Origin of the sequence: Devosia sp. 919 (assembly GCF_013185965.1) — a bacterium.
In the GTDB taxonomy this organism is placed as follows: Bacteria; Pseudomonadota; Alphaproteobacteria; order Rhizobiales; family Devosiaceae; genus Devosia.
In genome coordinates, this window is record NZ_JABAOL010000001.1 from 1,109,423 (window position 1) to 1,134,868 (window position 25,446).

General features: G+C 55.9%; 13 protein-coding genes and 1 pseudogene. 6 read left to right on the forward strand and 8 right to left on the reverse strand.

Going from position 1 to position 25,446, the window contains the following annotated elements:
- The first annotated feature begins 3 nt into the window (after positions 1-3).
- The gene (locus HRQ64_RS05350; protein ID WP_172122494.1) at positions 4-3,246 is read left to right on the forward strand and encodes a DUF1156 domain-containing protein; all 3,243 of its coding nucleotides are present in this window, start codon (positions 4-6) and stop codon (positions 3,244-3,246) included.
- Positions 3,247-3,742: 496 nt separating this feature from the next.
- Positions 3,743-6,529 (forward strand): SNF2-related protein, encoded by a 2,787-nt coding sequence (locus HRQ64_RS05355; RefSeq protein ID WP_172122495.1) that lies wholly within the window; start codon positions 3,743-3,745, stop codon positions 6,527-6,529.
- 246 nt (positions 6,530-6,775) lie between these two features.
- Here the strand turns inward: HRQ64_RS05355 and HRQ64_RS05360 are convergent.
- A pseudogene (locus tag HRQ64_RS05360) lies at positions 6,776-7,621 on the reverse strand (IS256 family transposase); the annotation flags it as partial.
- Positions 7,622-8,170: 549 nt separating this feature from the next.
- Between HRQ64_RS05360 and HRQ64_RS05365 the strand changes: the two are divergent.
- A complete protein-coding gene (locus HRQ64_RS05365) occupies positions 8,171-8,782 on the forward strand; it encodes a hypothetical protein (RefSeq protein WP_172122496.1) in 612 nt (203 codons plus the stop codon).
- Positions 8,783-9,390: 608 nt separating this feature from the next.
- Complete coding sequence (locus HRQ64_RS05370; protein ID WP_172122497.1) at positions 9,391-10,476, forward strand: hypothetical protein; 1,086 nt, start codon at positions 9,391-9,393, stop codon at positions 10,474-10,476.
- A 1,883-nt stretch (positions 10,477-12,359) separates the two neighbouring features.
- Here the strand turns inward: HRQ64_RS05370 and HRQ64_RS05375 are convergent.
- From HRQ64_RS05375 to HRQ64_RS05405, 7 genes are all read right to left on the reverse strand, one after another.
- Entirely contained in the window at positions 12,360-13,115 is a 756-nt protein-coding gene (locus HRQ64_RS05375; protein ID WP_172122498.1) for an NYN domain-containing protein, read from the reverse strand.
- 177 nt (positions 13,116-13,292) lie between these two features.
- Positions 13,293-13,697 (reverse strand): XRE family transcriptional regulator, encoded by a 405-nt coding sequence (locus HRQ64_RS05380; protein ID WP_172122499.1) that lies wholly within the window; start codon positions 13,695-13,697, stop codon positions 13,293-13,295.
- A gap of 446 nt (positions 13,698-14,143) precedes the next feature.
- The gene (locus tag HRQ64_RS05385) at positions 14,144-16,393 is read right to left on the reverse strand and encodes a DUF262 domain-containing protein (protein ID WP_172122500.1); all 2,250 of its coding nucleotides are present in this window, start codon (positions 16,391-16,393) and stop codon (positions 14,144-14,146) included.
- Positions 16,393-18,132, reverse strand: a complete 1,740-nt coding sequence (locus tag HRQ64_RS05390; protein ID WP_172122501.1) for a DUF262 domain-containing protein — start codon at positions 18,130-18,132, stop codon at positions 16,393-16,395. The genes HRQ64_RS05385 and HRQ64_RS05390 overlap by 1 nt, the downstream gene beginning before the upstream one ends.
- A 328-nt stretch (positions 18,133-18,460) precedes the next feature.
- Positions 18,461-18,940, reverse strand: coding sequence for a DUF6508 domain-containing protein (locus tag HRQ64_RS05395; RefSeq protein WP_172122502.1), 480 nt, complete (start codon positions 18,938-18,940; stop codon positions 18,461-18,463).
- A gap of 353 nt (positions 18,941-19,293) precedes the next feature.
- Positions 19,294-21,243: an ATP-binding protein gene (locus HRQ64_RS05400; protein ID WP_172122503.1), complete on the reverse strand. Its 1,950-nt coding sequence runs from the start codon at positions 21,241-21,243 to the stop codon at positions 19,294-19,296.
- Between the two features lie 235 nt (positions 21,244-21,478).
- Positions 21,479-21,754 (reverse strand): hypothetical protein, encoded by a 276-nt coding sequence (locus HRQ64_RS05405; protein ID WP_172122504.1) that lies wholly within the window; start codon positions 21,752-21,754, stop codon positions 21,479-21,481.
- 85 nt (positions 21,755-21,839) lie between these two features.
- Here HRQ64_RS05405 and HRQ64_RS05410 point away from each other — a divergent pair, with 85 nt between their 5' ends.
- Both HRQ64_RS05410 and HRQ64_RS05415 read left to right on the forward strand, forming a co-directional pair.
- Complete coding sequence (locus tag HRQ64_RS05410) at positions 21,840-22,844, forward strand: WYL domain-containing protein (RefSeq protein WP_172122505.1); 1,005 nt, start codon at positions 21,840-21,842, stop codon at positions 22,842-22,844.
- A 1,139-nt stretch (positions 22,845-23,983) separates the two neighbouring features.
- Entirely contained in the window at positions 23,984-25,417 is a 1,434-nt protein-coding gene (locus HRQ64_RS05415; RefSeq protein ID WP_172122506.1) for a hypothetical protein, read from the forward strand.
- Positions 25,418-25,446 lie beyond the last annotated feature (29 nt).

The window sequence follows — 25,446 nt, forward strand, 5'->3', positions numbered from 1 at the left end:
CAGATGGCCACCAAAAAAGAAAAGATCGCACAAGAAGTAGCTAGGGCGGTGGGCGCCGGCAAAGCCGTTGCCATGGATACCGTAGATTTCAGCGATCCGAATAGGCCAAAAACCTGCCTTGAGGTAGATTTTCCAATCCTGCCCGTGAACCAGGTCGCTGCGATTGAGGGTAATGCAGGCAAGCCGATCTATCAGATGTCAAAATGGTGGGCACGGCGGCGATCAAGCGTGTTCCGCTCAATGCTGATCGCAGCCGCGACCAAGGCACCAGAAGATCCATCGCATGCTGCTAAGCTGGTTTGGGACAACTATTACGCCAACCACCATAAAAAGGGTGCTTTCAAGCACCTTAACGTAGCCGACATCTTTATGGGTGGAGGCACTACGCTGGTCGAGGGCTCGCGGCTCGGCATGCAAATGTCTGGGAACGATCTGAACCCTGTGGCCTGGTTTGTAGTGAAGCAGGAACTTGCCGATGTCGATCTCGACGAAGTCAAGCGCCTATTGGCTGACATTGAGGCCGAGGTGAGGCCGCAGATCATGCCGTTCTACTACTGCGACGGTCCGGAAGGCGAGAAGGGCACCTGGACGCACAAGCCCTCAGGCAAAACAATGGGCGTGGATTTCGATCCGTTAGCTCTGAAGCCGAACGAGCGGAAGGACTACAGCTATTACGGACCTGAGATCATCTACACCTTCTGGTCCAAGCACGGCCACTGTCAGGTAACAGGGTGCGGGCATCGTACGCCAATTATGACTACGCCAGTCATGGCAGTGAAGACTCTTAGTGTGAAGAGTTGGGAGCACGTCTGTGCCTCGTGTAGTACCGATTTCGATATCGAAATGACGGAAGCGCGGATGGCACCTGACGTTCCCCTTTACGTCGCGCCTGATGAAAAACCCTACGCGGTCCTCGACCCAAGGGGGCGTGTTGTCTGCCCTTCCTGCGGCGACGCTTCGATGATCAAGCTAAGCAAAGCCAAAAATAAGAAAGTAGAGCTGGCGCTGGTCGTGGATCCTGATTGGCTATCTGGAAGCTCCAGTTATGACCAATACGGCGTGCCTTACGGGGGGGCAGCTCAGGACGCTGCAGATACGACGTCAAGCTGGAACCGCGACCGGGCAAAGTCTATGAGACTGCTTGAAGTTCGTGGAAAGGAGACAATCAAGACAACTAACGCTCAGACAGGTGCTGTCAAAATACAAACGGTGACGCCTATCTGGGTCGAATGCCCTGAAACCAAGAAACGATTCAGGACAGATGAAGGTGGTGGTAGTGTCCCGAAGAAGTCCAACTTCGCGTGCGCACATTGCGGATTCGTTCAAGATGTTCTGGACAGCACATCTCGGACTAACAAGACTGCTCCTTATCAAGCAATTGCCTTCCAAGGCATGTCGCCTAAGAGGAGAGAAGAATCCAAGCTTTATGGAGGCAGATTCTTTTCCTCAGTCGCGGACACAAATTCCTTGAATGCAGCAGAAAAGGAATGGGAAGAGCGCAAGGACCAAGATCTTTCCGCCTTCTGGCCGAGGGAAGAACTACCGTACGGATTAGAAGCCGATTTCTGGTCAGTTCGCAGGCATGGCTACACTCATTGGCACACAATGTTTAATCATCGCCAGTTGTTATGCCTTACAATACTGTCCAAATCTATTCATGAGAGCCGTGGAAAATATTCCGACGCTGCTGTTGATTTAGTTATATCTGCATTCCAGCAATATCTGAGAAATCAATGCATGATGACGATTTGGAACGTTCAGGCTGATAAGCTGGAGCCACAATTTGCCAAGAACAATTTCCGACCAAAGGCAATGCCTGTCGAGAATAGTTTCTTTGGTGAGGATGGGCGTGGCAATTGGACCTCATGCTGCGAAAAGATAATTGAAACCGTCGAGTGGGCACGGAAGCCCTGGGAGCTTGTCGCCAACGACACTCTGGACATAGATGGAGTTTCTGGAAAGAGCGAAAAGGCCTACATCGGTGACAGAGTAAATCCCGACGGTGTGAACATATATTGCGGATCGTCGACGGACCTTGATTTCCTGAAGGATGAGCAACTAGATCTGTGCATAACTGATCCTCCTTTCGGAGATCTTATGCAATATGCTGAATGGTCGGACTTTTTCTACGTCTGGCTCCGCCCTCTTCTGAAGGATACTTATCCAGAGGTTTTCGGAGGAGCGCAAACTCCGAAAGATTTAGAAGTTGTTTCGAACAGAGCTAGGAATCCTGAGGGCCCTGACGAATTTTATAGACGACTTCTTACCAGTTGTTGGGGAGCTGTTAAAAAGAAACTCAAGGCTGGTGGCATTCTAGCCTTCACGTTTCATCATAGCCAGGACGAACCCTGGATTGATGTCCTTGAGAGTTTGTTTGATGCAGGATTTATACTTGAGGCAACGTTTCCTGTAAGAGGCGATGAAACCAAAGGCGATGGTCAATATGGTTCGCAAAAGGTGGAGTACGACATCATTCACGTCTGCCGCAAACGCACTGAGGAATCCAAGCCAGTTAGCTGGGGCCGGATGCGCCGTGAGGTGCTTGCTGACGTTCGTCAGCTGCAAGGCATGTTAGAAAACCACGCCCGGGCCGGTCTGCCTGCGGCTGACCTTCAGGTCATTCGGCGTGGAAAGGCCTTGGAGTATTTTTCGCGACACTACGGTAAAGTGTTTGTGGATGAGGGGCGTACGATGTCAGTGAAGGACGCATTGATTGGCATCAACCAGCTCATCGATGATGATGCGGACAAAGGCAAAGAGCCGTTGCCTGGCAACGCAGAGCCCATAACCCGTCAATTCTTGCGTACATTTGGCAATGCCGTTGATCTGCAACGCGATCAACTTCAGAAATTCTTAAGGGGCTCAATCATCACCCCCGATGAATTCGTGCAGCGAGGTTGGTGCGTGGAGAAAAACAAGGTATTCATCCGCAGGGAGCCGTTGGAATTTGCTCGAGAGTGGTCAGGAAAACATCGTCGGGGTCTCACCTCGGACCTCGACCAGGCTTTAGTGTTGATCGGCGCCTGCTTCGACGGTAGCGGCATCAATGCTTCGGATACTCTGAGGAACGAGAACTTCAAACCTCACGTCGCATTGAAGCCCCTCTTGGAATGGCTACACCGCAACAGCCCACATCAAGATTCCCGAAACGCCGCTTCACGCGCAGTCTCTATCTTCAACGCCTGGTCAGCGAGCCAAGCTCCAAGACCTGTCCAAGGTTCCCTATTTGAGGATTATATTTCGTGAGGCAGCTCCTAGACACAGGTTGGCAGCGGCAAGGGACCAGTTGGATTTGGGACGAGGAGGCTCGCAACCATGTCTGCACTGCGTCCGAAGTATATAGTTTGCGACAGTTCCTGCGGACGAGCGACAATTGGCCAGACGATCTGCCGAGCAATGAAGGCCGCACTCTCGTTGTCGCAGGGTTGGAAGCAGGACTGGACCTGCTGACCCCTCAGGATGGAGAAGCATGGCTGGGTAGTACCATCAAAGGCGCCATTCTTTCGTTCCAGTCCTTCTATGAAGGGCAAGCCGCGCTCGTTTTTTGGTTGCCATTAGGGAACGCACGCCTCTCCACCAACACCGCTACCGACGCGGTGACGTGGTCATGCGAGGTCCCTTATCGTGGTACGCAGTTAGACTTCGGCCGCCTTCTTTGGGGGAAGCCTAACGGTTATCCTCGAGAGATACTTCTAAAGGAGGGCAGCAAACCCGCCGGTTTGTTCCACTTACGGATTACGTGATGGCCGTTACGGAATCAGAAATCCACTGGTACCCTGGCGACCGGATCACTCATCCTGACTTCGGCCAAGGCGTAGTCCTAGAACCGGCGCGTGAAGGCTACATTCGGGCCTTTTTCGGTGTAGGCGAACGCCGGGTACCTGGAGCTTCTGTACGCCGTGAGATCTCCCGTACCTCGCGCATCCTAGGCGCGGTTGGTAGCGGCGTTGACCGATCTCGGAATGCCTGGTTGTCATATGAGGCCCACGCACTCCCCATCCTCGAAAGCGCTTCTGCGCTCACCTCTGCGAAGATCGACCTGCTACCTCATCAGGTAGTGCTGACCCACCGGGTTGCGACAGCTTCGCCCAGGCGCTTTTTGATCGCTGATGAAGTTGGGCTGGGCAAGACGATCGAGACCGCCCTCATTTTGCGGGAGCTTGCGAGTAGAGGCGAACTGGATCGTGCCCTGATAGTTGTGCCCGCCGGCCTAGTGAACAACTGGCACCAGGAGCTCAACGAGGTCTTCAACCTGGGATTCGAGGTGTTTGGCTCCGAGGGGGACATCACCGATCGAAAAACGAACGCATTCGCCAAGCACGATCGCCTGATCGCCAGCATCGATACCTTGAAGCGCTCGTCTCGCATTCGGCGTCTGCTGGACGCTCCTCGGTGGGACTTGGTGGTCTTTGACGAGGCACATCACCTGACAGCCTACCGCATAGGCGGGAAGGTCAGGAAGACCGAAAATTACAAGCTGGCCGAGGCACTGAAGGATCACTCACGTGACTTGATGCTGCTGTCGGCCACTCCGCACCAGGGCAATCACTTCCAATTTTGGATGCTGGTCCAGCTTCTCAACCCGACACTATTCAGCAGTCCTGAGGAGATGGTCGAAAACCGACACCGCCTGAATACCGTGATGTTCAGGCGTACTAAAGCAGACGCCTGCAAGCCGGACGGTTCTGCGCTTTTCGCACGCCGCTGGGTACACACCGAATCCTTCCTGATGAACCAGGAAGAGCGCCTATTCTACGACGAGCTGCGCAAGTATCTTGAGGAAGGATTCGACCTTGCAAAGCGGCAGGGTAGCAAGGGGCAAGCCCTGGGTTTTCTGATGGCGATCTTCCAGAAGATTGCTGCATCCAGCTTCGCCGCCGTTCGACGCACCCTCAAGCGCCGTCTGCTTATGCTGACCCTGCACGAAGCGCTGCTTCGTGACAAAGAACTCGATATAGAAGCTCGCGAAAGCCTGATGGACGAGGCACGTGCCCAAATCCATCAAGACTTAGGCTTGCCGCACGACAGCATTGGCCGCAGCGAGGTGGACAGAGTCCTGGCTGACCTCAAATACCGTTTGGTGAAGAAGCTGGACGATGAGGCGCTGGAGTTGGCAGCAGAGCCATATAGTAGCGAGTATTCTTCCGCTCACGCTGAGGAAGCTGCCTCAGCAGCCGTCGATCTACATCTCCCTGAAGAACGCTTGCGCATCCGCCATCTTCTAAGCGCCTTCCCTCAGCATCGGGAGACTAAAGCGCAGAAGCTGCTTGATGGGCTGGGGCATTTATGGCGTCAGAATCCTAAGGAGAAGATAGTCATCTTCGCCACTTACCTGGGTTCTGTGGATCTGATCGCGCAGGAAATCGAACAGATGTACCCCGGGCAAGGGGTAGTTGTGCTCAGGGGCGGTGACCACGGAGCAAAGCTGGCTGCGGAGCGGCGTTTCCGTCAAAAAGACGGACCTCGTGTGCTGGTCTGCACTGCTGCAGGCCGTGAAGGCATAAACCTTCAATTCGCCCGCATACTGTTCAACTTCGATTTGCCGTGGAATCCGATGGATATCGAGCAACGCATTGGGCGAATCCATCGCTATGGGCAGAACCATACTGCTCAAGTCTACAACCTGGTGCTCTCGGACACCATTGAGGGGCGTATTTTCATGCTTCTTGACGAGAAGCTGACCGAGATCGCGCGCACGCTCGGGAAAGTGGATGATCAAGGCAATGTTGCTGAGGACCTGAGGGCACAGGTTCTTGGGCAGCTATCAGAACGGCTGAATTACGACCGTCTGTACCAAGAAGCACTATCCGATCCCGAGCTGAAGCGGACGAACGTCGAACTTGAAGCCGCGCTGTCGAATTCCCGCGAAGCCCGGCAGGTAGTGTTTGACCTATTCCAGGATCTGGAAGGCTTCAGCCTGGACGACTACAAACCATTTTCGGATGTATCGTCCAGTTTGGATCGGCTGACGCGCTTTCTCACAGCCGCCGTAGCTGGCAATCATCAGAAGCTCGTTAAGCTGGACGATGACACTTTCGAGCTGGTGACGAGCAGTGGGATGCGTCGGGCTCTCTTCACGGTAAGCCGGGATGCAGCCACCAGCCGCGACGGTTTGGATCTGATGGGCTTAGACCATGATATTGTGCGGGAGGAGCTGGAACGCTGCCGGAATCTGCCTCCTGAAGACATCGGTATAGCTGTGCTGGGGGAAGTGGAGTCCCCTGTTCTGCTTTCCCTTTGGAAGGTGGACACCTCAGCTGACAAGGGCGAGCGCCGAGTTATTGTCCAACCTATCGCCGTGAGAGAAGACGGCACGCGCGTCCCCGCGATTGAGCGCCAATTTGATAAGTACATGCATGCTCCCCCGACCCAGCCGAGCTTCCTACCGGCAGAACGGCTGGAGCTGTTTGCAAGAGCTGTTGAACCCAGTCTTCAAAGGGAACTGAAGCACAAAGGTGCGGTGATCGGCGACGCAAGTTATGCGGCCGAGCTGATTGGTTACATTGAAATCATTGGGGCGGCTGCATAGGCTACATAGCTCAGGAAGCAGAACGTGACTGGTTTCAACCATTTCTCGAGCTGCACATTTGGTTGGGTGCCTAAAATATGGCCGGGGCCGAGTGAACGCCCGGCAGCGGTGTTCTTCTATGCCAATCAGCACGGCAGCAAGGTCTACTTCGACAAGCTTGGGCCACCATGGTCGAAGAATCCCTGCACCGACAACCCGAAGAACAAGTCAATCGCCGGACATGGTCCCTCTACCCCGCCTGGTCGGCACGGCGCGCCATTTGGCATTGGCTGCCTCAGGTGTCTCCTGGGCGAAGGCCACGGCGAGGAAGGCACTGGCGACCCGGCGGCCGCTCTTGCCAGCATGTGCTAGAACATTGCGCATGAAGTGCACCCGGCAGCGTTGCCAGGTGGCGCACAGACCCTAGTGACAGCTGCCTTGATGCCTTCATGGCGTCGGAGATCACCAGCTTCGCCCCACGCAGACCGCGACGGGTGAGCTTGCGCAGAAACTCGGTCCAGATCGCCTCAGCTTCCGAGGGGCCGATTCCATTGCCCAGTATTTCACGCCGACCATCAGCGTTGACGCCTACGGCCATGATGGCCGCCACCGAGACAATACGGCCACCCCGGCGCACCTTGAGGTAAGTGGCGCCGATCCAAAAGCAGGGCCAGTCCCCTTCGATAGGACGATCGAGGAAGACCTTGACCTTGCCGTCGATCTCCTCGCACAGCCGGCTCACCTGGCTTTTGGAGATGCCACTGATGGCTTTGACGAAGTCGTCTATCGAGCGGGTCGAAATTACCTAGATGTAGGCCTCCTGGATCGCCGCCGTCGGGCGCCTTCTCAGCCATGCGGCGTGGCTCCAGAAAGTCAGGGAAGTAGCTGCCTATGAGCAGCTCGACGGTGCCGGTCCGGGTCTCCCAGTCTCGTTCACGGTAGCCATTGCGTTAACCTGCCGCTCGGTGCTCTTCTCGCCATAGCCGGCGCCGGTGGCGGCACCCACTTCCAGTTCCACGGGCCGTTCAGCCGCAAAGCCAATCATCTCGCGCAGAATATCGGCTTCGGGGTCTTCTTTACCAGCGTGAGCAGGTTCATCATCCATTCAGTCATCGGTGGTCCTTCCGGTGCAGGGTTGGGGGAAGCAACCAGACCTTACCGGAAATCCGCCGATGACTACCGATCAGCTACGCCCCGCCTCGGGACACTACCTATTAAAGCGCCGCTCGACGTCTGCGAACATCAGATCACACAGCATCTCGCCTTACCTGCCAGCATTGGACACTGCGCAGCAAGCAATGATCTCACGGTCACGGCATCGATGACCAAGCCAATAGCGGCCACTTGGTCACAACGGCACGGAACTCCAGGTGGTCGGAGCACCGGCGATTAGAGCGCAGACGGGGACGGTGCCCAATTAGGGGGGGCCGGCGTAGATGGATCTACCTTTCGATGCGCTCGGGGATTTGGTTTCGCTATATCGCACGCGTGAGCAGAAGGCATTGACGCTTTATCCCGCACAAAACCGGTCCACCCGTAGCTCCAAGAAGTGGGGCTACGGGCCTTGTTTTCTGCTGCTCACGCCAGCCCTCCGTACAGTTTGTCCAGTGGCAGTTGTGGGGAAGGGTGGCAGGGGAAGAACCCGAAGAGAGACACACATAGATGCTTGACTACGCCACAGCTACCAACGCCTGCCCATCGACCCGGCTCGCTAAGGAAGTCACCGCTTGGTGCATGCCCGCATGGGAACGGGCGGACCACTTTGACCGCCTTGCGGAAGCTTATGAGGTTATCGGCTCCAAGGGAGGCAGGGTCTTCACGCTTCGTCTGGATAAGGATGCGCTCGTTGCCGTCACTGGCTCAAAGGACCCCGTCCGCGTTATGAGCAGGCGGATCCAGAGGGCGTTTAAGCGCGCCAAGCTCGCGGTGCCCTACTTTGCCTTTTCGCTTGAAGTGACCCCTGACGACCGCGACGAGCTGCACCTTCATGGTGCTATTGTTCTTGGAACCATCAGCCCGTCCGTTGTGAAGAACGTCCTGCGGTCGGCCGCCGGTTATATTCCAGGGCGTGCAGGGTCGCGCCAGGTGCAGCTCAAGAACTTCGATCTCGAGGCTGGTGGTCCTGCAGGATGGGCAAACTACGTGAAGAAGGGAGCCACGCGCACGTCCAGGGTGATCGAGCAGGAACGCCTTACGTATATCGACCAGAGTCTCCGCCAGCTTGCCAAGCTGAGCTGGGAGCAGCGCCGGCAGCAGGTGTCGAAGCTTTTCTAGACCGAAGCGTTAGCTGCAAGCCATAGATCAACAGCGGCAGCGGTTGAAGGCGACCTGACTTTAGTTCCCCGCTGAGCAGCCGTGACCACTGAAGCGTTTAGACGGCTGATACCTAGCTCATCCGATACATCACTGGACGATAGGCGCCGACGCTTCATTATCTCCAGGATCCGATCTTGGGCCCACTTCTGCATTGTCCCGTCCGGATCAAAGGCGCTGACAATGCCAGGTTTGGCAACCGCGGCATGGCCGCTCAGACCTGCCCAGGAGAGGAACTTGGAGCGTTCATCCGGTGTAGCTTTCAACCAGGCGTTTTTGAGCTCGTGCAGCCTAGTTCGATGTCCTCCAAGCCCCGCCTGTCGACGAGCTTCTGCCACCGTTATTTTGCCGGCCGAGACCTTCCGGTATAGGTCCGGCCGCGCAGACTTTAGACGTTGGAGGTAGTATGCATTGTCTCGCTTTTGCTTGGTCATCGATCCGCTAACAGTCGCTTGAGGCTATCCCCCAAGAATGCAGCTTCCTTGGTAGATGCGTCTACTGAATTCCGCAAAATGTGCATCTGCGGCAAGCGTTTCGCTATAAGCAAAGTATCAACAATCGGAAAGCAAATGCACATGCCCTTCGCTTCGAAGCTCAACCCGCCAACTTCATGGTCCAACCTTGTGGAGGACCGTAAGAACGAACTTCTGCACGTCCACCACCGCCTGATGGCTCTTCACGAGATCTTGCCCAGCCGCGGCTATGACATCGTCCAGGGTGGGAACGACCTTGCATCTTCTATCGAGAGCTACAAGGGGGCGCTTCCCATGGGGAAGGCGCGGGCTTTATTCTGTTCCCGCCCGCTGCAGGCTAAGGCAAACACGTTGTCTAACCTGCCTCGCTGGACCACAATCTTCTTTCCTAGGGGCGCCGTCGAAACGTCAGGCCTGCTTGGCACGTCTCTTTCTGTAGCCGACTACTTGAGCTGGGTGGTTGAAGACGGAAATTGTGCGCAGCCGGATTATTGCCTGGCCCTTTCCAGGGCTCTTCAGGCTGCACCAGAGCCACGCCCGATCATTGCTGATCCATCACCAGAATACTGGACGCACCTTGAAGCATGCTTGGAGGCACTCAGCCTTATCGAAGAGGACCCCGACGCAACATCTGTGGACGGTGCGTTCGAGCTTTCTCGGCAGACCTCTGAGGCTCTCAATGATGTCGAGTTTGGTCGGGCCGACGCCTACACGGGATTCGATTATCCAGTCGACATGCCACCTCCGTCCAGCAGCATGAGCGGATCTGTTTCACGCGGAATGATGACATCGACCGGGTATGCTCTGCGCAACATCGTGGACCGCGCAAACTTCGTCAGTGACGAAGAAAAGGCGCAGATTAGTCGCGCGCTGGCCTATTTTCCAGACCGTGACCTGGCCATCGATATCGAGCTGGCGAACAGCCAGAGGTTCTCCATTTGCGACATCGGCGTATTGGAGTCGTTGCATGTTCCTGTGCCGCACCACCTCCTGATGCCGGCGGAGGGTTCTGTTCACCTCGACCACTACGGTGACCACTCCGGGTTCTCGTCCGCCCCGGGCAGGTTTGAGTTCAACCTGCACCGGCCAGCACCACACTTGGATGAAGATGACGAGTATACTGACGTCTGCTTTCTTGTGTCCGAGCGCGTGACCTACACGGCTGCCATTGAGCAGTTCTAGTTAAACCCGGTGGGCGGCTCTGCTTGCTGCCCACCTCTGCTCGCGCGAAACTGGCATTGCGTGTTGTCTCTGACACGCCCGACTCCGGCGGCTTGTCGCCCACCTGATCCCGATCTGTAGCCGGGAGGCGGAACTCACCAGCGGTTCGTTATGCGCAGGTGCGTTTGAGCACAGCGACCATGGTCCTGGCGCCAATAGCTGTCCCCCCTAGATTCATGAAGATCGTTCTCACCTCTGACCAAGACTGCTTTGGCCCATTCCAGGTCGCGCCGGAACACGCTGACGAATGATGATTGGACACTCCAGAAGACCCACAGTGACAATGCTGCTATCTCAGTCAACTGATCGCCAATTGCAGAGCCAGGGAAGCTCGCAGGCCGCGTCCGGCTGCAACGTGACGCCAACACTGCGGCCGGCCAGGTAACGCTGCCAGCGAGCGCCTATGCGGGTCCGCGTGTCCAGTCCACAAAGGGCCTCATCCATACAGCTGCCCCAGACTTCATTCGTCCTGGAGTAACCGCTTCCCGGAACTCACAAAAGTCCATCGTCTGTCTATTGATATTACCTTTATAAGAAGAAAGTAAGAAAGGGACAGACGATGGATCAGGACGGAGACGCTCCCGGTGAGACAAAGATGCTCCCTCATTGGAGGATAGACGAGGTTGAGACGGAGGATCTCCTCGCTGCGGTGTAACAGCACTGCACAGCCCTGTACGATGATGAGCAGTGCCTATTCGAAACACCATGACCTCCATCGCGCCTTTCCAGATGCTGACTAGTTTCGCAGCGGGATGAAGTCGCAGCGCGTGCGGCCAGGTTGCTGGAGGGTAGGATATTTCCGGTAGCACTTGAGAGAGGGTCGACTCGACCGCCAGCCTCCTCTTTCCACTCTTGGCTCCTCGGATAACTATTTGCGTCCGCTTACAGCTAGTACCAGTTGCCGGTCTTGGTGGCTCTGCACGGTCCGAAACCAGATCATCAAGCAGATGTGAGTCTGAATGTCTCTACGAGGCTCATCCAGTGTTCAACCGGGAGAAAGCTATGTACGGAAATAGCTATTGAGCATTGTGGTCCCAGCGTTTGCCCGTTCTCTCCGTAATTCGTGGGTGAGCTTCGGTGATATGTTTGCTTATCGTTGCTCTCTGGGTGACGTTGATTGCGTCAGGTGAGCTTCTCTGCTGGTTTGGTGAGTGTCCGCTGAGCGAGCGCTAAGTTTACATCGCGGTTAAAAAGTCTGTTTCGGGGTGAAAACGTCAAAAAGATGTAAACTTAGTGGTAAGTGGCGACAATTTGGCGGTATTTAGTTACCGCTTGGCGCACCTCAAAGTTGACATCCGGTAGGTGTCGGGCGGTGCTAAGTTTACATTTTCGGTCGCTAAGTTTACCTTTTCGCTGCCGATGTAAACTTCCGGTTAGGCGCGAGCGAACTCGCCATGGACGTATCGAGCTGCGTCCAGTTAGGCGGCTGATGCGGCTTTTTGGGTGTCGTAAGTGCCAATGTGGATGAGCTTGCCCGCCACCCCAATGTAAGCCTTGTAGCGGTTGCCGACCTTGCTCCCCCTTCACGTTAAGCGCCTTGGTGGAGAAGACCTTCCGGTTGGCCCGGTTCTTACTCTCCGTTGCTTCCCGGAAGTTATCCCAGCTGTTGGCAGAGCGGATCGTGTCCTTGTGGCCGATCTCGTAATCGGCCCACTCTCCGGTCATGATGCACCAGATGATCTATTGAGCGACCATCACCTTGCCTTCGCAGGCAGGAGGATAGGATCGCCGAGCTCGGTGGACACCCGATTGATCCCCATCACCCTGTCTCGAATTTCCTAGGACTTCACTCTTCCCCCAACCGGTCACTAGGGCAGGGACCCTCCGTCGAAAGTCAGCCAGTCCTAGTCGCATACTCTAGACAGGCGAACTTGGCGGCTCCCCTCTCGCTCGGTCAGTTCGACAGACGGCAGCTCACGCAACAGGTCGGTCAGGGTACGGCGACTGTAAACTCGTGGATCAAATCCGGGGTCCCGTTCAACGAGCGCTTTCCTCAATATCTCAAGACCGACGGGCTCACCCTGCGGGGTCAACTCTCGCAGGACCATTACCAGGAATTCCTCTGCATCCCTCGGCGACTTCTTCCAGAACACCCGGGCAAGGTCCCTGGACGGAGAGTGTTTGTCGAGCAATTTCAGGTCCCAGAATTTGTCGCAGGCGTTCTGAAGCGAAAGCGCGGTCGACTTCTGCCCGAACCCGAATACCATTTTCCCCTCTGCACGAATGCGGCGGGCGAGCGGAACAAAGTCAGCGTCGCTGACAATCAGCACGAACAGGTCGATGGGTCCGGTCAGCAGCACTTCAACGGCATCGACTGTAAGAGCGATGTCCGTCGCGTTCTTTCCCGCCGTCAAGTTGGGCAGATGGCGCGCATCAGCACTGTTGCGACGGATGAAGCTGGTCCAGGCACTTGCAGTGCGATCGGTGTAGTTGCCGTATGCTCGCAAGAGGCAGATGCGCCCATACTCGGTAATCAATTCAACAGCGCGTTCTGCATCTTTCGGAGAAACCCCGTCACAGTCAATGAAGACGCCAATGCGATGGATGATCGTTGGTTCGCCAACGATGCGGGTCAGCCACCGCCATGCCTTAGGCTTCATCGCATGCTCCTCCCTCATCCTCGGCCCGCCAGGAGGCCGCAAGCTTCTTCATCGCTTTGACGCGTTCGACAGTGGGCATCGGCAGCTTACCGCCGGAGGCAAGTGCCATTTGCCAGATCATCCGCACCAGCCGGTCTCCCGGCTGGCGGCGGCTCGGCGGTTCAAGGAGGGGCACGTCTACTTACCGAAGATAGCGCGGATTGCAGAGCGGGCGCGGCTGGTCACGACGGGATCACTGTTGCCGGAAGCCTTGCGAATTTCTGCCAGCCAGCCGACTTCGTTGCGAGTGACGATCGTCTCGAAGATGCTCTCGAAGGCGCGTGCGGCTGCGGAGCCCGCCCACTGTTCCAGCGCAAGCTGCAGCAGACGGGCTGGATCGACATCAAGTGCGAGAGCGAGTGCAGGTACGCGGTCCAGGGGGAGGCGGGTGCTGCCCGACTTGATCAGGCTCATCATGTTGACGTTGGTAAAGCCAGCCTGGGAGGCGATTTCGGCCTGGGACTTCGTATGGCGAAGCTCGAGAATTCGCTTCTGCAGGAAGGGGACGAGGCGAGTATCTTCGTGTGGCTTGCGTACGGGCATGTTGTTTCTCTTGTTGAACATGCTTCGATTATAGAAAGATGATGTGCGGGACTGCTGTGGTCTTGAGCAGGGAACACAAGAAAGCACATCGGGGCCGCCTGCCTGGGCTTACAACGTGGAGGCCGTGGTTGCTCCAGGTTTGCTGTCATCTCGCCTCTTTGGGGGCGCATTTCATGCTGTCGTGACTCAGTAAAGGTAAGGCACAGCAGACCGTCCAATGCGAGAATACGTCTGCCCAAGCCCTGAAGTCAGCAGCCTCATTGCGGCGGCGGGCTCAAAAACCTGATTTTGCGGGTGCCCAGCTAATCACCTGTTGGTGGACTTAGGACCGCTTAGCCATGACGTTAAGTTAAGAAACTCCTGTCCATCGACTCGGCAAAAGCCTGCACTAGCCTAATTAAAAGGCAACCGCCACAAGGAGTTAGGCACGAACTGCATGATTTTGACTATAGTCCAGTCGTAACCAGATCAGCTAGAAATTTTCCACCAAGATCGATCCGATCGACGGCGTCGGTGATACCATCAGGCATCTTCGCGATGTTGAGACTGTCACTTACGATGCCAAAGTTAGCCGCGATGGACAGGTAGTCACCGAGTTGTGCGGCATCGACCGGTGGAATGATCTTGAAGCCTTCAGGAACGCATTCAACGGTCATGCCGCTTCTCTTTAACTTCATCCGACGCGCATTGTGCGCGCCGCCAAAAAACATCTGCTCGACCCGATCGGGTGCCACAGCGGCCTGCATGACGATGGCCGATATGACGGCGTCGCGATAGTAGCTATTGAGCTGCGTCCTATCCAGCATGCAAAGGCAATATCCGAGCTGTCGGTCAACACTGACATAGATGCCGGACCTGCCATCGCGCATTGTGGGATAGCGAACCATATAGAGCCGCCAATCGTATCCACCGGCGCCGGGCGGCGTGGCCAGATAGCCGGCAGTTACACTTTGTAGCTCAGCTTTACAATCAGCTGGCGACTGCGCCAGTTTGTCCAGGAGTAATGCGAGGATGCGACGGGTTTCTTTTGCCTGGTGGTGATCGCCACCGGTAAAAACCTCGCGCCATGACGTTTCTTGGCCGCTTCCAAAATAAAAACGCGCACCCTTGAGGCGGCTGTAGTTGCCAATTGCCAGTAACCCGCAGGCGAGGTCCGGCCACAAGTCCCTCTGGTCAAAACACTGATTGAACATCGCTGCTCGCGCATTGAATGTTGTGGCATCAGTATCGAGGTTGAAGGCGAACAGGCTGCCGCGCAGAAGATGATGATCCTCAAGGCGCCACATTGCCCCGGTTATCGACGGTTCGTTCTCCAGCACTTCGACTTTTTTCAGTTCATGCGCGCGTTGCGCAGCATTGAACGTGGTAAGGTGCAGTGCCTGCCTGATGTCGGCCGTCGACACCAACGTCTCGACATCCCTAATCAAGCCCGGCATCAGGTCGAGGCGCAATTCGTTAGCCGAGGCCTCGATTAGATTGCGTAGGATGCGCAGCCGGCGCCGGAAGTCCGTGGTTTTCCCCATGCGATGGATGATGAATGCATAGAGCAGCAGTGTTTCAGGCCAGCCGAATTTCCGGGGGTTGCCGCTCCGCGAATAGGTTTTACAGCATTGCTCGAGCAGGTCGAGATCGGCTCGATAGATTGGCAGTCGACCCGGCGTCCCGGAAGCATCGCTTTCGAGGTATTCGCCGAAATAAGCCGAGATCGAGTACGCGTTCGATATTGGCTCTTCGGCCCAGATGTCCGTCGCCGCGATCAGCCATGCGAGCCGTTCGGGCGCTTTAGGATCAGTGGTGTTGAACAGCTGTTGGACCTGGCGGAAGGTATTTTCCTTGGCCTGCTCATTTTCCCGCCAGAACGTGACTTCGAACAGGAATTCGAGATAGCGAAGCATCTGGTCATCCACCAGAGTGTTTGAGTCGCGATAGGGCCAGAAGATGTCGGGCCAGGTCGTGTCCATCTTGCCGCCAAGTAGGGGAGCATCGTCCAGTGCGGCAACGACCTGCTCCATGTGGGCCTTGAAATTTTCAAAGCTGGTCAGCGGTTTGCCGCGCGAATTCATCTTGATGTAGAGCGCGCTGCCCTGGCTAGCGTCCAGCGGCAGGAGATTGAACGAGACTGCGGGCTTGGTACTGCTCGTCATTCGGTCCCAGGCCAGTTCGAAGTCCACGCTGCCAAAGCGGCAGTGGATTGCATCCAGCATTGTGAGCATGGATTGAACGGTCGGGTCATAATTCCAGGTATGCAGATACCACGACTGGTTCCTGAGCCATTGCGCAAGGCCATCACTCCCCGGATAGGCATGCTCTCCGAGCAGCGCACAAAAGCGCTCGGCCGAGGGGCGCGTGGCGTAGCGGAACTGCTTCCAGCGCGCATCTGTAGCCAACTTGCCGGCGCGGGAAGCAATATACCAGTGCAGCAGGAACAGCGTAGTCAGGCGCTGCTGGCCATCGAGCGGCTCAAGTCGGCCCTCAACTACATCGCCATAGACGAAGTCCAGGCTGATGCTTTGGTCACCGACTACGGCCTCATGCAGCGCCTCCAGGAAAGAGCCTCGGATCATGCTTGCATTGGCATCGCTGCGTCCTTGCGCGTAGTCGCGCTGGATCAGCGGCACTTGAATCTCATCGATCTGGTGCGGACCTTTGTCCGCCTCGAACAGCTGGAAAAAGGATGTGATGTAACCCTCGGCCATCAGATAGCTTCCTTGAAATAGGGGTCGAGCATCGCCTCAAGTGCCCCAAAATAGGCCTTTCGGTCGTCCCCGCTCCAGAAATAAGCAGAACGGGCGCCGTTATCGCCGAAGTATTTGAGGAAGACCTGCCTGGTGCAGACCGGGATGTAATTGCCGTGTTTGTCCATGGCGAGGATCATCTGGCGCTTGACCTCGAATGCGGAATTGCTGAGCGCGCTATTGGCGCCGCTTTGGAGCAAAGCGAGGTTGGCTATGTCATGTATTTCAACGACGGAAGTGGCGCCCGCTGTGCCATCGTCAGAACTGAGGAAGTCGAGCACAGTCGGGACGAGGGTTTCGAAAACCGGGCCGGTCACGGGTCTTGTCACGGCCTGGAGTCTTGCAATCAAATCGTCGCGCGTTTCGGTCAACTCGGCAGTCACCGGGAGTTCGACTAGCACTTTTAAATGCTGATCCAACCATTCGGACCACTCGCTCTCGGTGGTCAAAGCTTCGGCATTCTGCGCATGTATGTGCTCGAGCGACCATTGGCCGGCATGATGTAGCGCGAAGGGAAAGCGTTCCCCCGATGTCTTGCGGCGGCGAACGGTCTCCACGTTCATCAGCAGCAGGGCGCGAAGCGATCTGGCCCGACTCCCTTCAGTTTCATAGCTGAGTCCGGCAAGTGCGGTCCGGTCGAGATCGAGCCTGCCCCTTATCCGATCGACGAGTGCGCCGGTAAATTCCGATGCGAGCTTGTTCTGTGCCAGATGGACGATGTCCGCGAAGCGGTCTCCCACGGCGACGAGAAAGCCAATGCGGTGATAGCAATCGTGATCTTCGAACCATCCCTGAACGCGGGCGTGCAGTTCCACGATCTCGTTCCAGATGCTGACCGGGTCGCTGGAGATATGCTGCCGAAGACTTTCAAAGGTCTGGTGCTTACCAAAGTCGCGACTACCCTCGATGGGATAGCGAGCAGCAACCGTATCGAGCAGTAGGGTGATCCGAGTGGGATAGTCGTCGGCAGCCTCCCTAGACACAAATGCCCACAGATCGGGGTGACGCAGGTCCCGTTCGATGCTGTCCCATTGCGCAGCGACTGAATGGATCCGGCCGCGGTCCGAAGTGTTCAACTGAGTCAGCAGGTGCGCCTTGATCAACTCGGCCGCTGTCAGCGGGATGCGCCCGACATTAAGCCGGGAAAACAGGGCAATGGCGTCCTCCTCAATGCGGGCCTCGTACCAGATCACTTCGACGTTCTTCTTGAGCCACAGGAAAAGTGTATCGGCCCGTTCCTGCCGGTCATGTCCCTCCGGACCAAACCATTTTTCGATTTCGAGATAAGCCTGATGCAGAAAATGGAAGTCGATATTTCTCGTGGCATGTGCGCGCGTGGGGTCGTTTAGGAAATCAGCGCTGTCCGGTCGTGTCTGATAGGCGATCGAGTATTGGGGCGGGACATTCTTGAGCCCAGAGCGCTCCATAAAGCGATAGATCAGATAGAGCGTGGTGAGCCGTTGCTGCCCATCGATCAACTCCCACTCCCCCTTGCTAAGCGCTCGGACGACGATAGGCTGCAGCCTATACAGCGCGCCATTGCTTTCCCAGATGTCATCCAGCAATTGGCGGACTTCGTTTTCTCCCCAACGATAGCCACGCTGGTAGGAGCAGATGTGGAAGTGGCCCACAATTGTTCCCGCCATCTTGGTCGAAAGCTCCGGTTCGTGAGGGTTGTTCTCAAGATTTCTTTCAGTCATTCGGGATGTTCGATCCGTACAAGTATTTCGTGATCTTGTATAAAGATAAAGTATTGAACTGAGAACCAGAAAGTGATGCGCTCCAGCCCTCCGGCGTCGTTTAAACTTTCTCGGCGAGCATTTGTGCGAGTGATCTCAAGTGGGTTACTGCTAATTTCCTACCTTGAGGGCGACGGTGAAATCGCCAGCGTCAACCGCCACGTCGTGTTGAAGAAGGGCGGCCCGCCAGCTCCGAAGAAGCGGCGGAACGCGAATGAGGCCTGTGCGGCGTCAATGGCTAAAGTTCATCTCGGGCAAGAAGGGGTGCTGCGTGGCGCGGTTCACGCTTTCATTTAGGATGAGACAATCCTGCAAGTTCGCTCACACGAGAAAGAATGTTGCTGAGTAAGCCAGTTTGAAAGGCCCAATCTAGGGTCCCCTCACTAAACCGATCTTGTCGCACGAGCACTGTTAGGAGCTGTGCTATTTGGCTTGCAGAAGCAGAAGCGAGAGTTGTCGGATCATCTCGAAGTGCCGACGCCTCGGATGTCTCTTTCCAGCTTACCCAATCGAAGTTTTGGTTGATCCACCCATCCGCGTAGCAAGTTTCAACAAATGCGAGTGCCGCCGGTTCTAGCATGTATGAAGGCAGGATCATTGCGCCATGCTCCTCGCTTCTCAACTGCGTCCAGGAGCCAAAAACAAAACCGTTGGCGGAAAATGTCGGCAGGAAGCTGGCTAGACGCTCCAGTTTTCCTCGGCCAACTAGGTTATCGCTCAGAGCTTTAATCCTTTGTGGTCTCGTGCCGGGCTGAACTATCCGGCTCATGGCACCTGCCAGCTTTGCCCGTCCACACCGAGCGCGAAGATCGGAATAGCGCGTGACTCAGGCACCTGAACGAGAATCAGGAATCTGAACGATCCGCACGCAAGCGGTTCGGCCCTACGCTCTTCTGTGGGAGCATGCCTGAGGGTGGATGAGGTTCCGGCTCGTCGATGTTGCACGCGGTATTCCTCCCCAGCATCAACTCTGCCAACCGCGCGGCTGATGACCGCAGGATGGCCGAACTGGGTGAATGGTCGCGCAGGCGGCTGTCGTGGTGACCGATCTTGAATGTGAATTGAAGGGGTCGAAGGGGCTCCCGTGGTGTCTAGCGCAGCGCTTTCAAGCATGTGCCTTGGTCATATGGCGGCTGCAAACCCGATTGGTCGACTTTGTTGAGTGAGTTTGGCTTCCACCTCGGTAGCCAGCATCCCAACCAATGCTGCAGGAGCGCTCTCTCCCAGAACAAGAGCCTTCCGGCGCACCAGAGCGAAGTCGCCGGGTGTTAACGGATGAAGCTGCCTCAAACACTCTGGGGGCTCGCAACCGAAATATGAGCGAAAGGCTCGCATCGCCTGATCCTGGTGCATTGGCTTGAAGTTGACCTTGAAAGTGAACCTGCGCTGCGTGGCTGGATCCAAGCGCTCTATTAAGTTCGTTGTCGCGGCAAAGGGGAGGGGGTGGCACTCCATCCAGGTAAGAATCTCGTTGACCTGGCTGACCTCCCAAGAGCGTTGCGCACCGCGCCTATCGGCCAGTAAAGAGTCGACCTCATCCAAAATGAGGAATTTCCCGAGTTCTCCTGCCTCAGCAAATGCCTCCGCAATCCGCTTCTCAGTTTCTCCCACGTACATCCCGAACAGATCGGACCCACGCTTTTCAAGCGTCTCCATTCCGAGCTTGGCGGCTAGGAAGCGAGCGAACGCACTCTTTCCTGTTCCTGGCAGACCCGAGAACAGAAAGGACAGCGGTGAGGTGCCCACAGCCTCTATCCTGGATGCGAGCATTACCAGGTCCATGTCTGCTGACGACTGACCAAGGTCAAATTCCGGCTTGTCTTCGCGTTCCGCGGGCACTCCTCCTCGCCCGAGTGCCTTAAGCACCGAACGAGTAGAAGCCACCGCCAGTGCACCTTGGCCTCCAGCGAGGCGGGCTGCGCGTAGGCCCGACTCTACTACGGCAGGTGGAGCAGCAAGTGCGGCGAGCTGCTTCGTGTCGCTTGCCTCCAGCTGTAGACCCGTCGATTGAGCAAGGCGAGCAACAATCCGCAGGCGGGCTGCTGTGTCCGGCTCAGGAAACTGGACGGCGTGAAGCATCCGCCGGACGATCGATTGGCCAAGTCGTTCCGGGAAGTTGCTGATCCAGATAGTTGGAACAGAACAGCCTTCAACGACGCGGTTCATGAAGACCTTGGATCCAGACCTGTTCGAGGAGTCCTCGTCATCGATCCCAGTGAAGATATCATCAGCTTCATCTACAACGAGGATAACCCTGCCTGCCCTGTGTGCGAGCGTGGAGAGAAGTGCCAGATGAGCAATCCTGTCGCTTCGGCTCGGCTCGGCAACGTCTGCGCTGGACTCGCCCACAAAGACCACGTGAGCACCAACCTCCTGCCCCAACAATCGGGCGAACTCTGTCTTGCCAGTTCCCGGTGGCCCATAGAACAGGATTCCCACACCGGGTTCTTTGGCCTGCAGCGCACCTGAAACTATGCTCAGGACGTTCGTTCTGGCTATCCCCAGATGGTCAAAGTCTGCCAGGGCCAGGCGGGATGGAACTGAGTTGCCCAGGAGTGCGGAGGTGAGCGCCCCCTCCTTGGTTGATCGCTGTGACAGTACCTTGAGCAATGTCTTGGAGGCGGCGAAGTCACCCCCACGGCGGTTTTCGAGCAAACCAAGTTGAGTCAGAATTCCTGAGGCGCCAAAAAGCACGGCATCCGCCTGACGCAGCCCACAAACGCGAAGCAGGGTGCGAGCCCCAACTTCATCACTGTCTCCGCTTTCATTGCAGAACGCTTCTCGGAAACCCTGATAGGCTTCAAGCTGAGTCAGTCGGACCGTAGCACCAAGGATCCTGGTCTCGCGCTCCGGAAGCTGAAGGGTCGTGGCAATCCACTCCAGGCGCTTTTGAAGTGCAGATTTCGGAGGTGCGTTGCGCTCTGGATAATCAACTTGCGAGCGGGGGATCCTAAGCTGAATATCCTCAAACCGGTCACGCTTACCGCGGTTCAAGGCCGCATCAAGCGCGTCGATCGTGAGACCGAGTTCCTTCCGGTGGTTCCCATACCACTCTAGGAACTCTTCTGACATGGACACACGGCTGCGGCCTTTCTCTGGCCGAAGGCATGCGAGGACGTAGCTTCGTAGCTGATACCTTTCGTAGGCACCAAATGGGACCTCCAGCACGTCCAAGCTGGGCTGTTCGGCAAACATTGGTTTTGATTGCAGCATTGGATGACCCTGATTTCAGTGTGAGCTACCCTCAGAGGGTACTCAGGGATGGGGGAGTTGTAGCAGCAGCCTCAATGCGGGTACCGGAAGGTAATCACCTCAAGCGCGCCATCCGCTTGGCGCATGTGATCACGACCCCTTCGTCGCTCACCACCAAGTACGTGTTTAGGTTGCATTCGAGCTTGGCGAAGTTCTTGGGGCCGAGCTCGTCGCGAGCCCTGAGGCGCGCCTGCTTGTCCATGAAGATGACATCAGCTCCGTGTCGCCGCTTCGACCTCCCATAAGCAAGCAGCACTTCAACCACTTGGGCTTTTACACCCCTCTGACCAATTCTCATTTGCGCATGTACACTAAGAGAGATGCCGTCCATTGCAGTTGCCTCACTCTTCCGTTCCCATCACCAGAAATATAGGCTGGGCAGGCGACAGTTCTGGTCGCAGGCTTGGGAGAGCGCTATGTCCTATCAAAAGGCAGCCGATCTGCTTCGTTTGGCGCTGGACCTTGCGGGTTCGCATATGGGTCTGCAACTTTCGGAAATAGACCGCCTCGCAAGTTCAGAGGGGAAATCCGCGCGCCGAAACACGCAACGGTTGTTAGAGGCTTTGCGAGACCTGTTTGGCGACAAGCTGGTAGAGGTCACAGACTTCGACGGGCGGAAACGGGTGAAGCTCGAACGTGGAAGGTTGCACGACTTCATTGATCTCGAAGCTGACGAATTGGCATCGCTCGACCACGCGATCACCGCCTTGAAAGCTCAAAATGATAGCGCTGACGCTGAGCGGCTTGGGCGCCTTCGCACCAAGGTGCGACTGCTGGCACCAGAAAAGAGCCGGCGAAAAATCGAGGTCGACTACGAAGCGCTGCTAGCCTCAAGTAGCGTCATCATTCGCCCGGGGCCTCGCCCAAAGATCGATGCTGGGACCATGGGACCCATCACGGAGGCGCTCCTTTCTCTCAAGCAGCTCGCGTTCTGTTACCCCCGGGCTGGTGGCTGTGAGGAGCGCGTAGTTGATCCATACGGTGTTCTGATGGGGCACCGTGTCTACCTCATAGCCCAGCAGGCTGGCTCAAGTTGGGGCGAGCCCCCGGTCTGGCGGGTGGATCGGATGAGGGACGTACATGTAGTTGAGCATCCCGCTTCCATTCCCGCCGACTTCGACCTGCAGTCATTTTCCCGTAGAGCCTTCGGAGCCTTTCACAGCACCAAGGAATATGGGGAAGTCGTATGGCGCTTCACTGCGAAGGCGGCGGAGAGCGCCAGGAGCTTTCACTTCCATCCAGACCAAGTCTTTGAGGAGGACGGTGAAGGCTCCTTGACAGTGAAGTTCACAGCTTCGGGTCACCTCGAAATGGCTTGGTTCCTGTACGCATGGGGCGATCAGGTGGAAGTAGTAGCTCCGCAGTCACTCAAGAATTTGGTCGATGGACACCGCCGTAGCGACTTCCCTGGCATGCCCTAAGGACCGTGGAATTGAATAACCTCACTACCACTCCCCCGCTGCACAACCGCGACCAGAATTCCTGAATGATCATGAAGGTTCTCAGCCGGCAATTGGCCAGAAGCGCCACCATGGGGTCGGCAAGTCGCGAGGACTTGACCGCAGCCGCTAGACCATACGCCCTTACTTCGCATATGTTTGCATAAACATTAGTGGAGTGTGCCGTGAAGGTTAGCATCAAAACGTTCGACGTCGAAATGCAGGTTAAGCGAAATGGAATTGAGTTCGATGTTTACGATAACGATGGTACTTACCGTGGCGACTGCCTCGTGACACAGGCTGGTCTTATTTGGTGTGAGGGGCGTACTAGGCGAGAAAATGGAGTGAAGGTGAGTTGGGATGAGTTTATCTCGTGGATGAATTCATAGCTCAGCGGACCTAGGGCAACGCCGCTTCGCTGCCAAAAGTGGCCAATACATCCATCCCACTCTGCGAAGGAACTTCTGCGCGTAGTAAGGTTTGCCTCTTCGACGCCTATGATTTTGACATTTCAACAGTGCGAAAATTAGAGAAACATTGATGAGGGGCTCTCGAGGACAAGGAATGCACTCTGATAGCTTGGCTACGGTCCAGACCGCGATAGAGTTCCTCTCATGTGACGGCCAAAGATGCCGCCAGCAGATTGTCGTTGCGAGTGCCGAAAGGAATTCAGGTTGAGCCGTGGCGCGCCAGATCAGTTAAGTGGCCTGAAAAATGCAAAATAAATTTCTATAAGCGTCGGAACAGGTTGTTTCTAAGTACACAAGACAGGGAGTTTGACCTCTCTGACGGGCTAATGTTGAACTGGCCGAAGAAAAGTAGATTGGTTTACGTTGGGATTAACTCCGAAAGCGGGCGATGGGTCATGTGGACCGAAGAGGCTTTGCTTAGGATTGAGGAGTTGATCCGGCATGATCTTTCTTTCGACGGCTATCGGGCGCAACTGACGAGAATATCGACTGGAAACGGACCGTGCTCAGAGGAATTTGTTTGGAAGCTCCAGATCAGAAAGTAACATGCCTGGCCGTGGCCAATCGCCCGCCAAGCGGGTTTGACGCAAGGTCAGGCGGAGCGTTGCCTGACATTTATCGACGCCGCTCAACTCAAATCTGGAGAACACGTTGAGCTACGATCTATTTAAAGTACCGGATGGGTATGAGACTGACCTGGCACTCGTTGTAGCGCCCTATTTCGATAAGAGGTTTGCCAAAAAGATAGCGAAGCAGCTGCAAGCGAACAGATTGCGCTATCTTCTCGATGAAAGCGCCAGGGATGAAGAGGTCAGCAGCCTAATCACCGCCTTTCAAAGCAAAGACTTCAAGATTTGTCTCTGCCGTGCTGCGGGCATCGCCCATTTGAAGCTATTTTATCTGGAGTTCGTGAAGTCTGCGGGAAACCGAACTCGGAAGCGGCGCTTGATTTTTGGTTCTGGCAACGCCACGGAGGCGGCCTTCGGCGGTAAACGCAACGCGGAACTCTTTGCTAACGTCGATTTAGGCGCCGCCGGCGACAAACCACTACTGTCCTACATACGCGAGGTACTAGGCGCGATAGAAGCAGGGGGAGGAGTAGTGAACGCGCTTCGCTATCCACGCTCAGAAAACGCACCGCAGTTGCTGCTCCCAAAGCTTCGCGTCGTATCCACCGGGGCTGCTCCCGGTTTTGATGCATGGCTTCAGAAGGGGCAGCTAGCGGCGAAGTACCGAGAAGCCCAAAATTTTCTCACTGCCTCTGTTTTCCTAAAGAAGGCGCTTCCGCAGGACCTTGTGGCTCAGCAATTTGCTGGCCGTGGGCTTATCCAGGCCGGCCAGCGGAACGTGGTCAAGTACGCGTATGTTGGACAACTTCCTTCAGAGACAGGTGATAGCGACGATGATGAGGCGGTAGCACAATGGAAAGCGCAGTTTACCGTTTGGACGCACTTTGGGGACTGGGTTTCCGAAGAGTGCTTCCAGGAACATGGCCGTAACATGCGATCAAGATCAGCGCCTCTGAGGCGGAGCCGGATCGATGAGCTATTGGAGAACGGAACAAGCAGCGCCTGGGTTGAGCAAAAAACAGAAGAATTCCTATACGTCTTAAGGGGCGCTTGGTCTGATTTGGAGGCGAACGGAGCTTCGCCGTCCGATTATCTCCATGGAAAGCGCGGTGAGCTTGCCGATAAGTATTCAGGGAAGTTTCGTGACAAAATCCGGGATGATCTGCTTAGGGCAAATGACAAGGACTTTTATCAAAGATTTGTTGGGGGTTATGAATTCCCGAAGGTGCCGAAGTTCAGGGAAGATGCAGCCGCATGGACGGACTTCGTACGAACGTGGTGCGAGTCACTTATTGTGGAGTCCGGCAAGCGTTCCAGTCGATCGCTGCTGATGCAAACGGTCCGTCTTGCTTTGAGTGAACTCGATATCAATTTCGCGGAATTGACAACTGACGGGATAAGCAAGTCGCTCCGTGAGAATTGGGGAGAAAAAGTGTTTTTACCTGAGCGGGCCGGTGTGACCCTGGGCGAGGTGGTTGCTGGGTATTACCAGCCCGTAAACGCTGGTGCGATCTAGGACACCTTGGACTTGCCAATTTTTGTAGA

Coding starts and splice junctions, on each gene's coding strand:
- HRQ64_RS05365 (WP_172122496.1), top strand. CDS start 8,171: ATGCTTGACTACGCCACAGCTACCAACGCCTGCCCATCGACCCGGCTC.
- HRQ64_RS05350 (WP_172122494.1), top strand. CDS start 4: ATGGCCACCAAAAAAGAAAAGATCGCACAAGAAGTAGCTAGGGCGGTG.
- HRQ64_RS05405 (WP_172122504.1), bottom strand. CDS start 21,754: ATGGACGGCATCTCTCTTAGTGTACATGCGCAAATGAGAATTGGTCAG.
- HRQ64_RS05385 (WP_172122500.1), bottom strand. CDS start 16,393: ATGGCCGAGGGTTACATCACATCCTTTTTCCAGCTGTTCGAGGCGGAC.
- HRQ64_RS05390 (WP_172122501.1), bottom strand. CDS start 18,132: ATGACTGAAAGAAATCTTGAGAACAACCCTCACGAACCGGAGCTTTCG.
- HRQ64_RS05410 (WP_172122505.1), top strand. CDS start 21,840: ATGTCCTATCAAAAGGCAGCCGATCTGCTTCGTTTGGCGCTGGACCTT.
- HRQ64_RS05375 (WP_172122498.1), bottom strand. CDS start 13,115: ATGAAGCCTAAGGCATGGCGGTGGCTGACCCGCATCGTTGGCGAACCA.
- HRQ64_RS05400 (WP_172122503.1), bottom strand. CDS start 21,243: ATGTCAGAAGAGTTCCTAGAGTGGTATGGGAACCACCGGAAGGAACTC.
- HRQ64_RS05380 (WP_172122499.1), bottom strand. CDS start 13,697: ATGCCCGTACGCAAGCCACACGAAGATACTCGCCTCGTCCCCTTCCTG.
- HRQ64_RS05355 (WP_172122495.1), top strand. CDS start 3,743: ATGGCCGTTACGGAATCAGAAATCCACTGGTACCCTGGCGACCGGATC.
- HRQ64_RS05395 (WP_172122502.1), bottom strand. CDS start 18,940: ATGAGCCGGATAGTTCAGCCCGGCACGAGACCACAAAGGATTAAAGCT.
- HRQ64_RS05370 (WP_172122497.1), top strand. CDS start 9,391: ATGCACATGCCCTTCGCTTCGAAGCTCAACCCGCCAACTTCATGGTCC.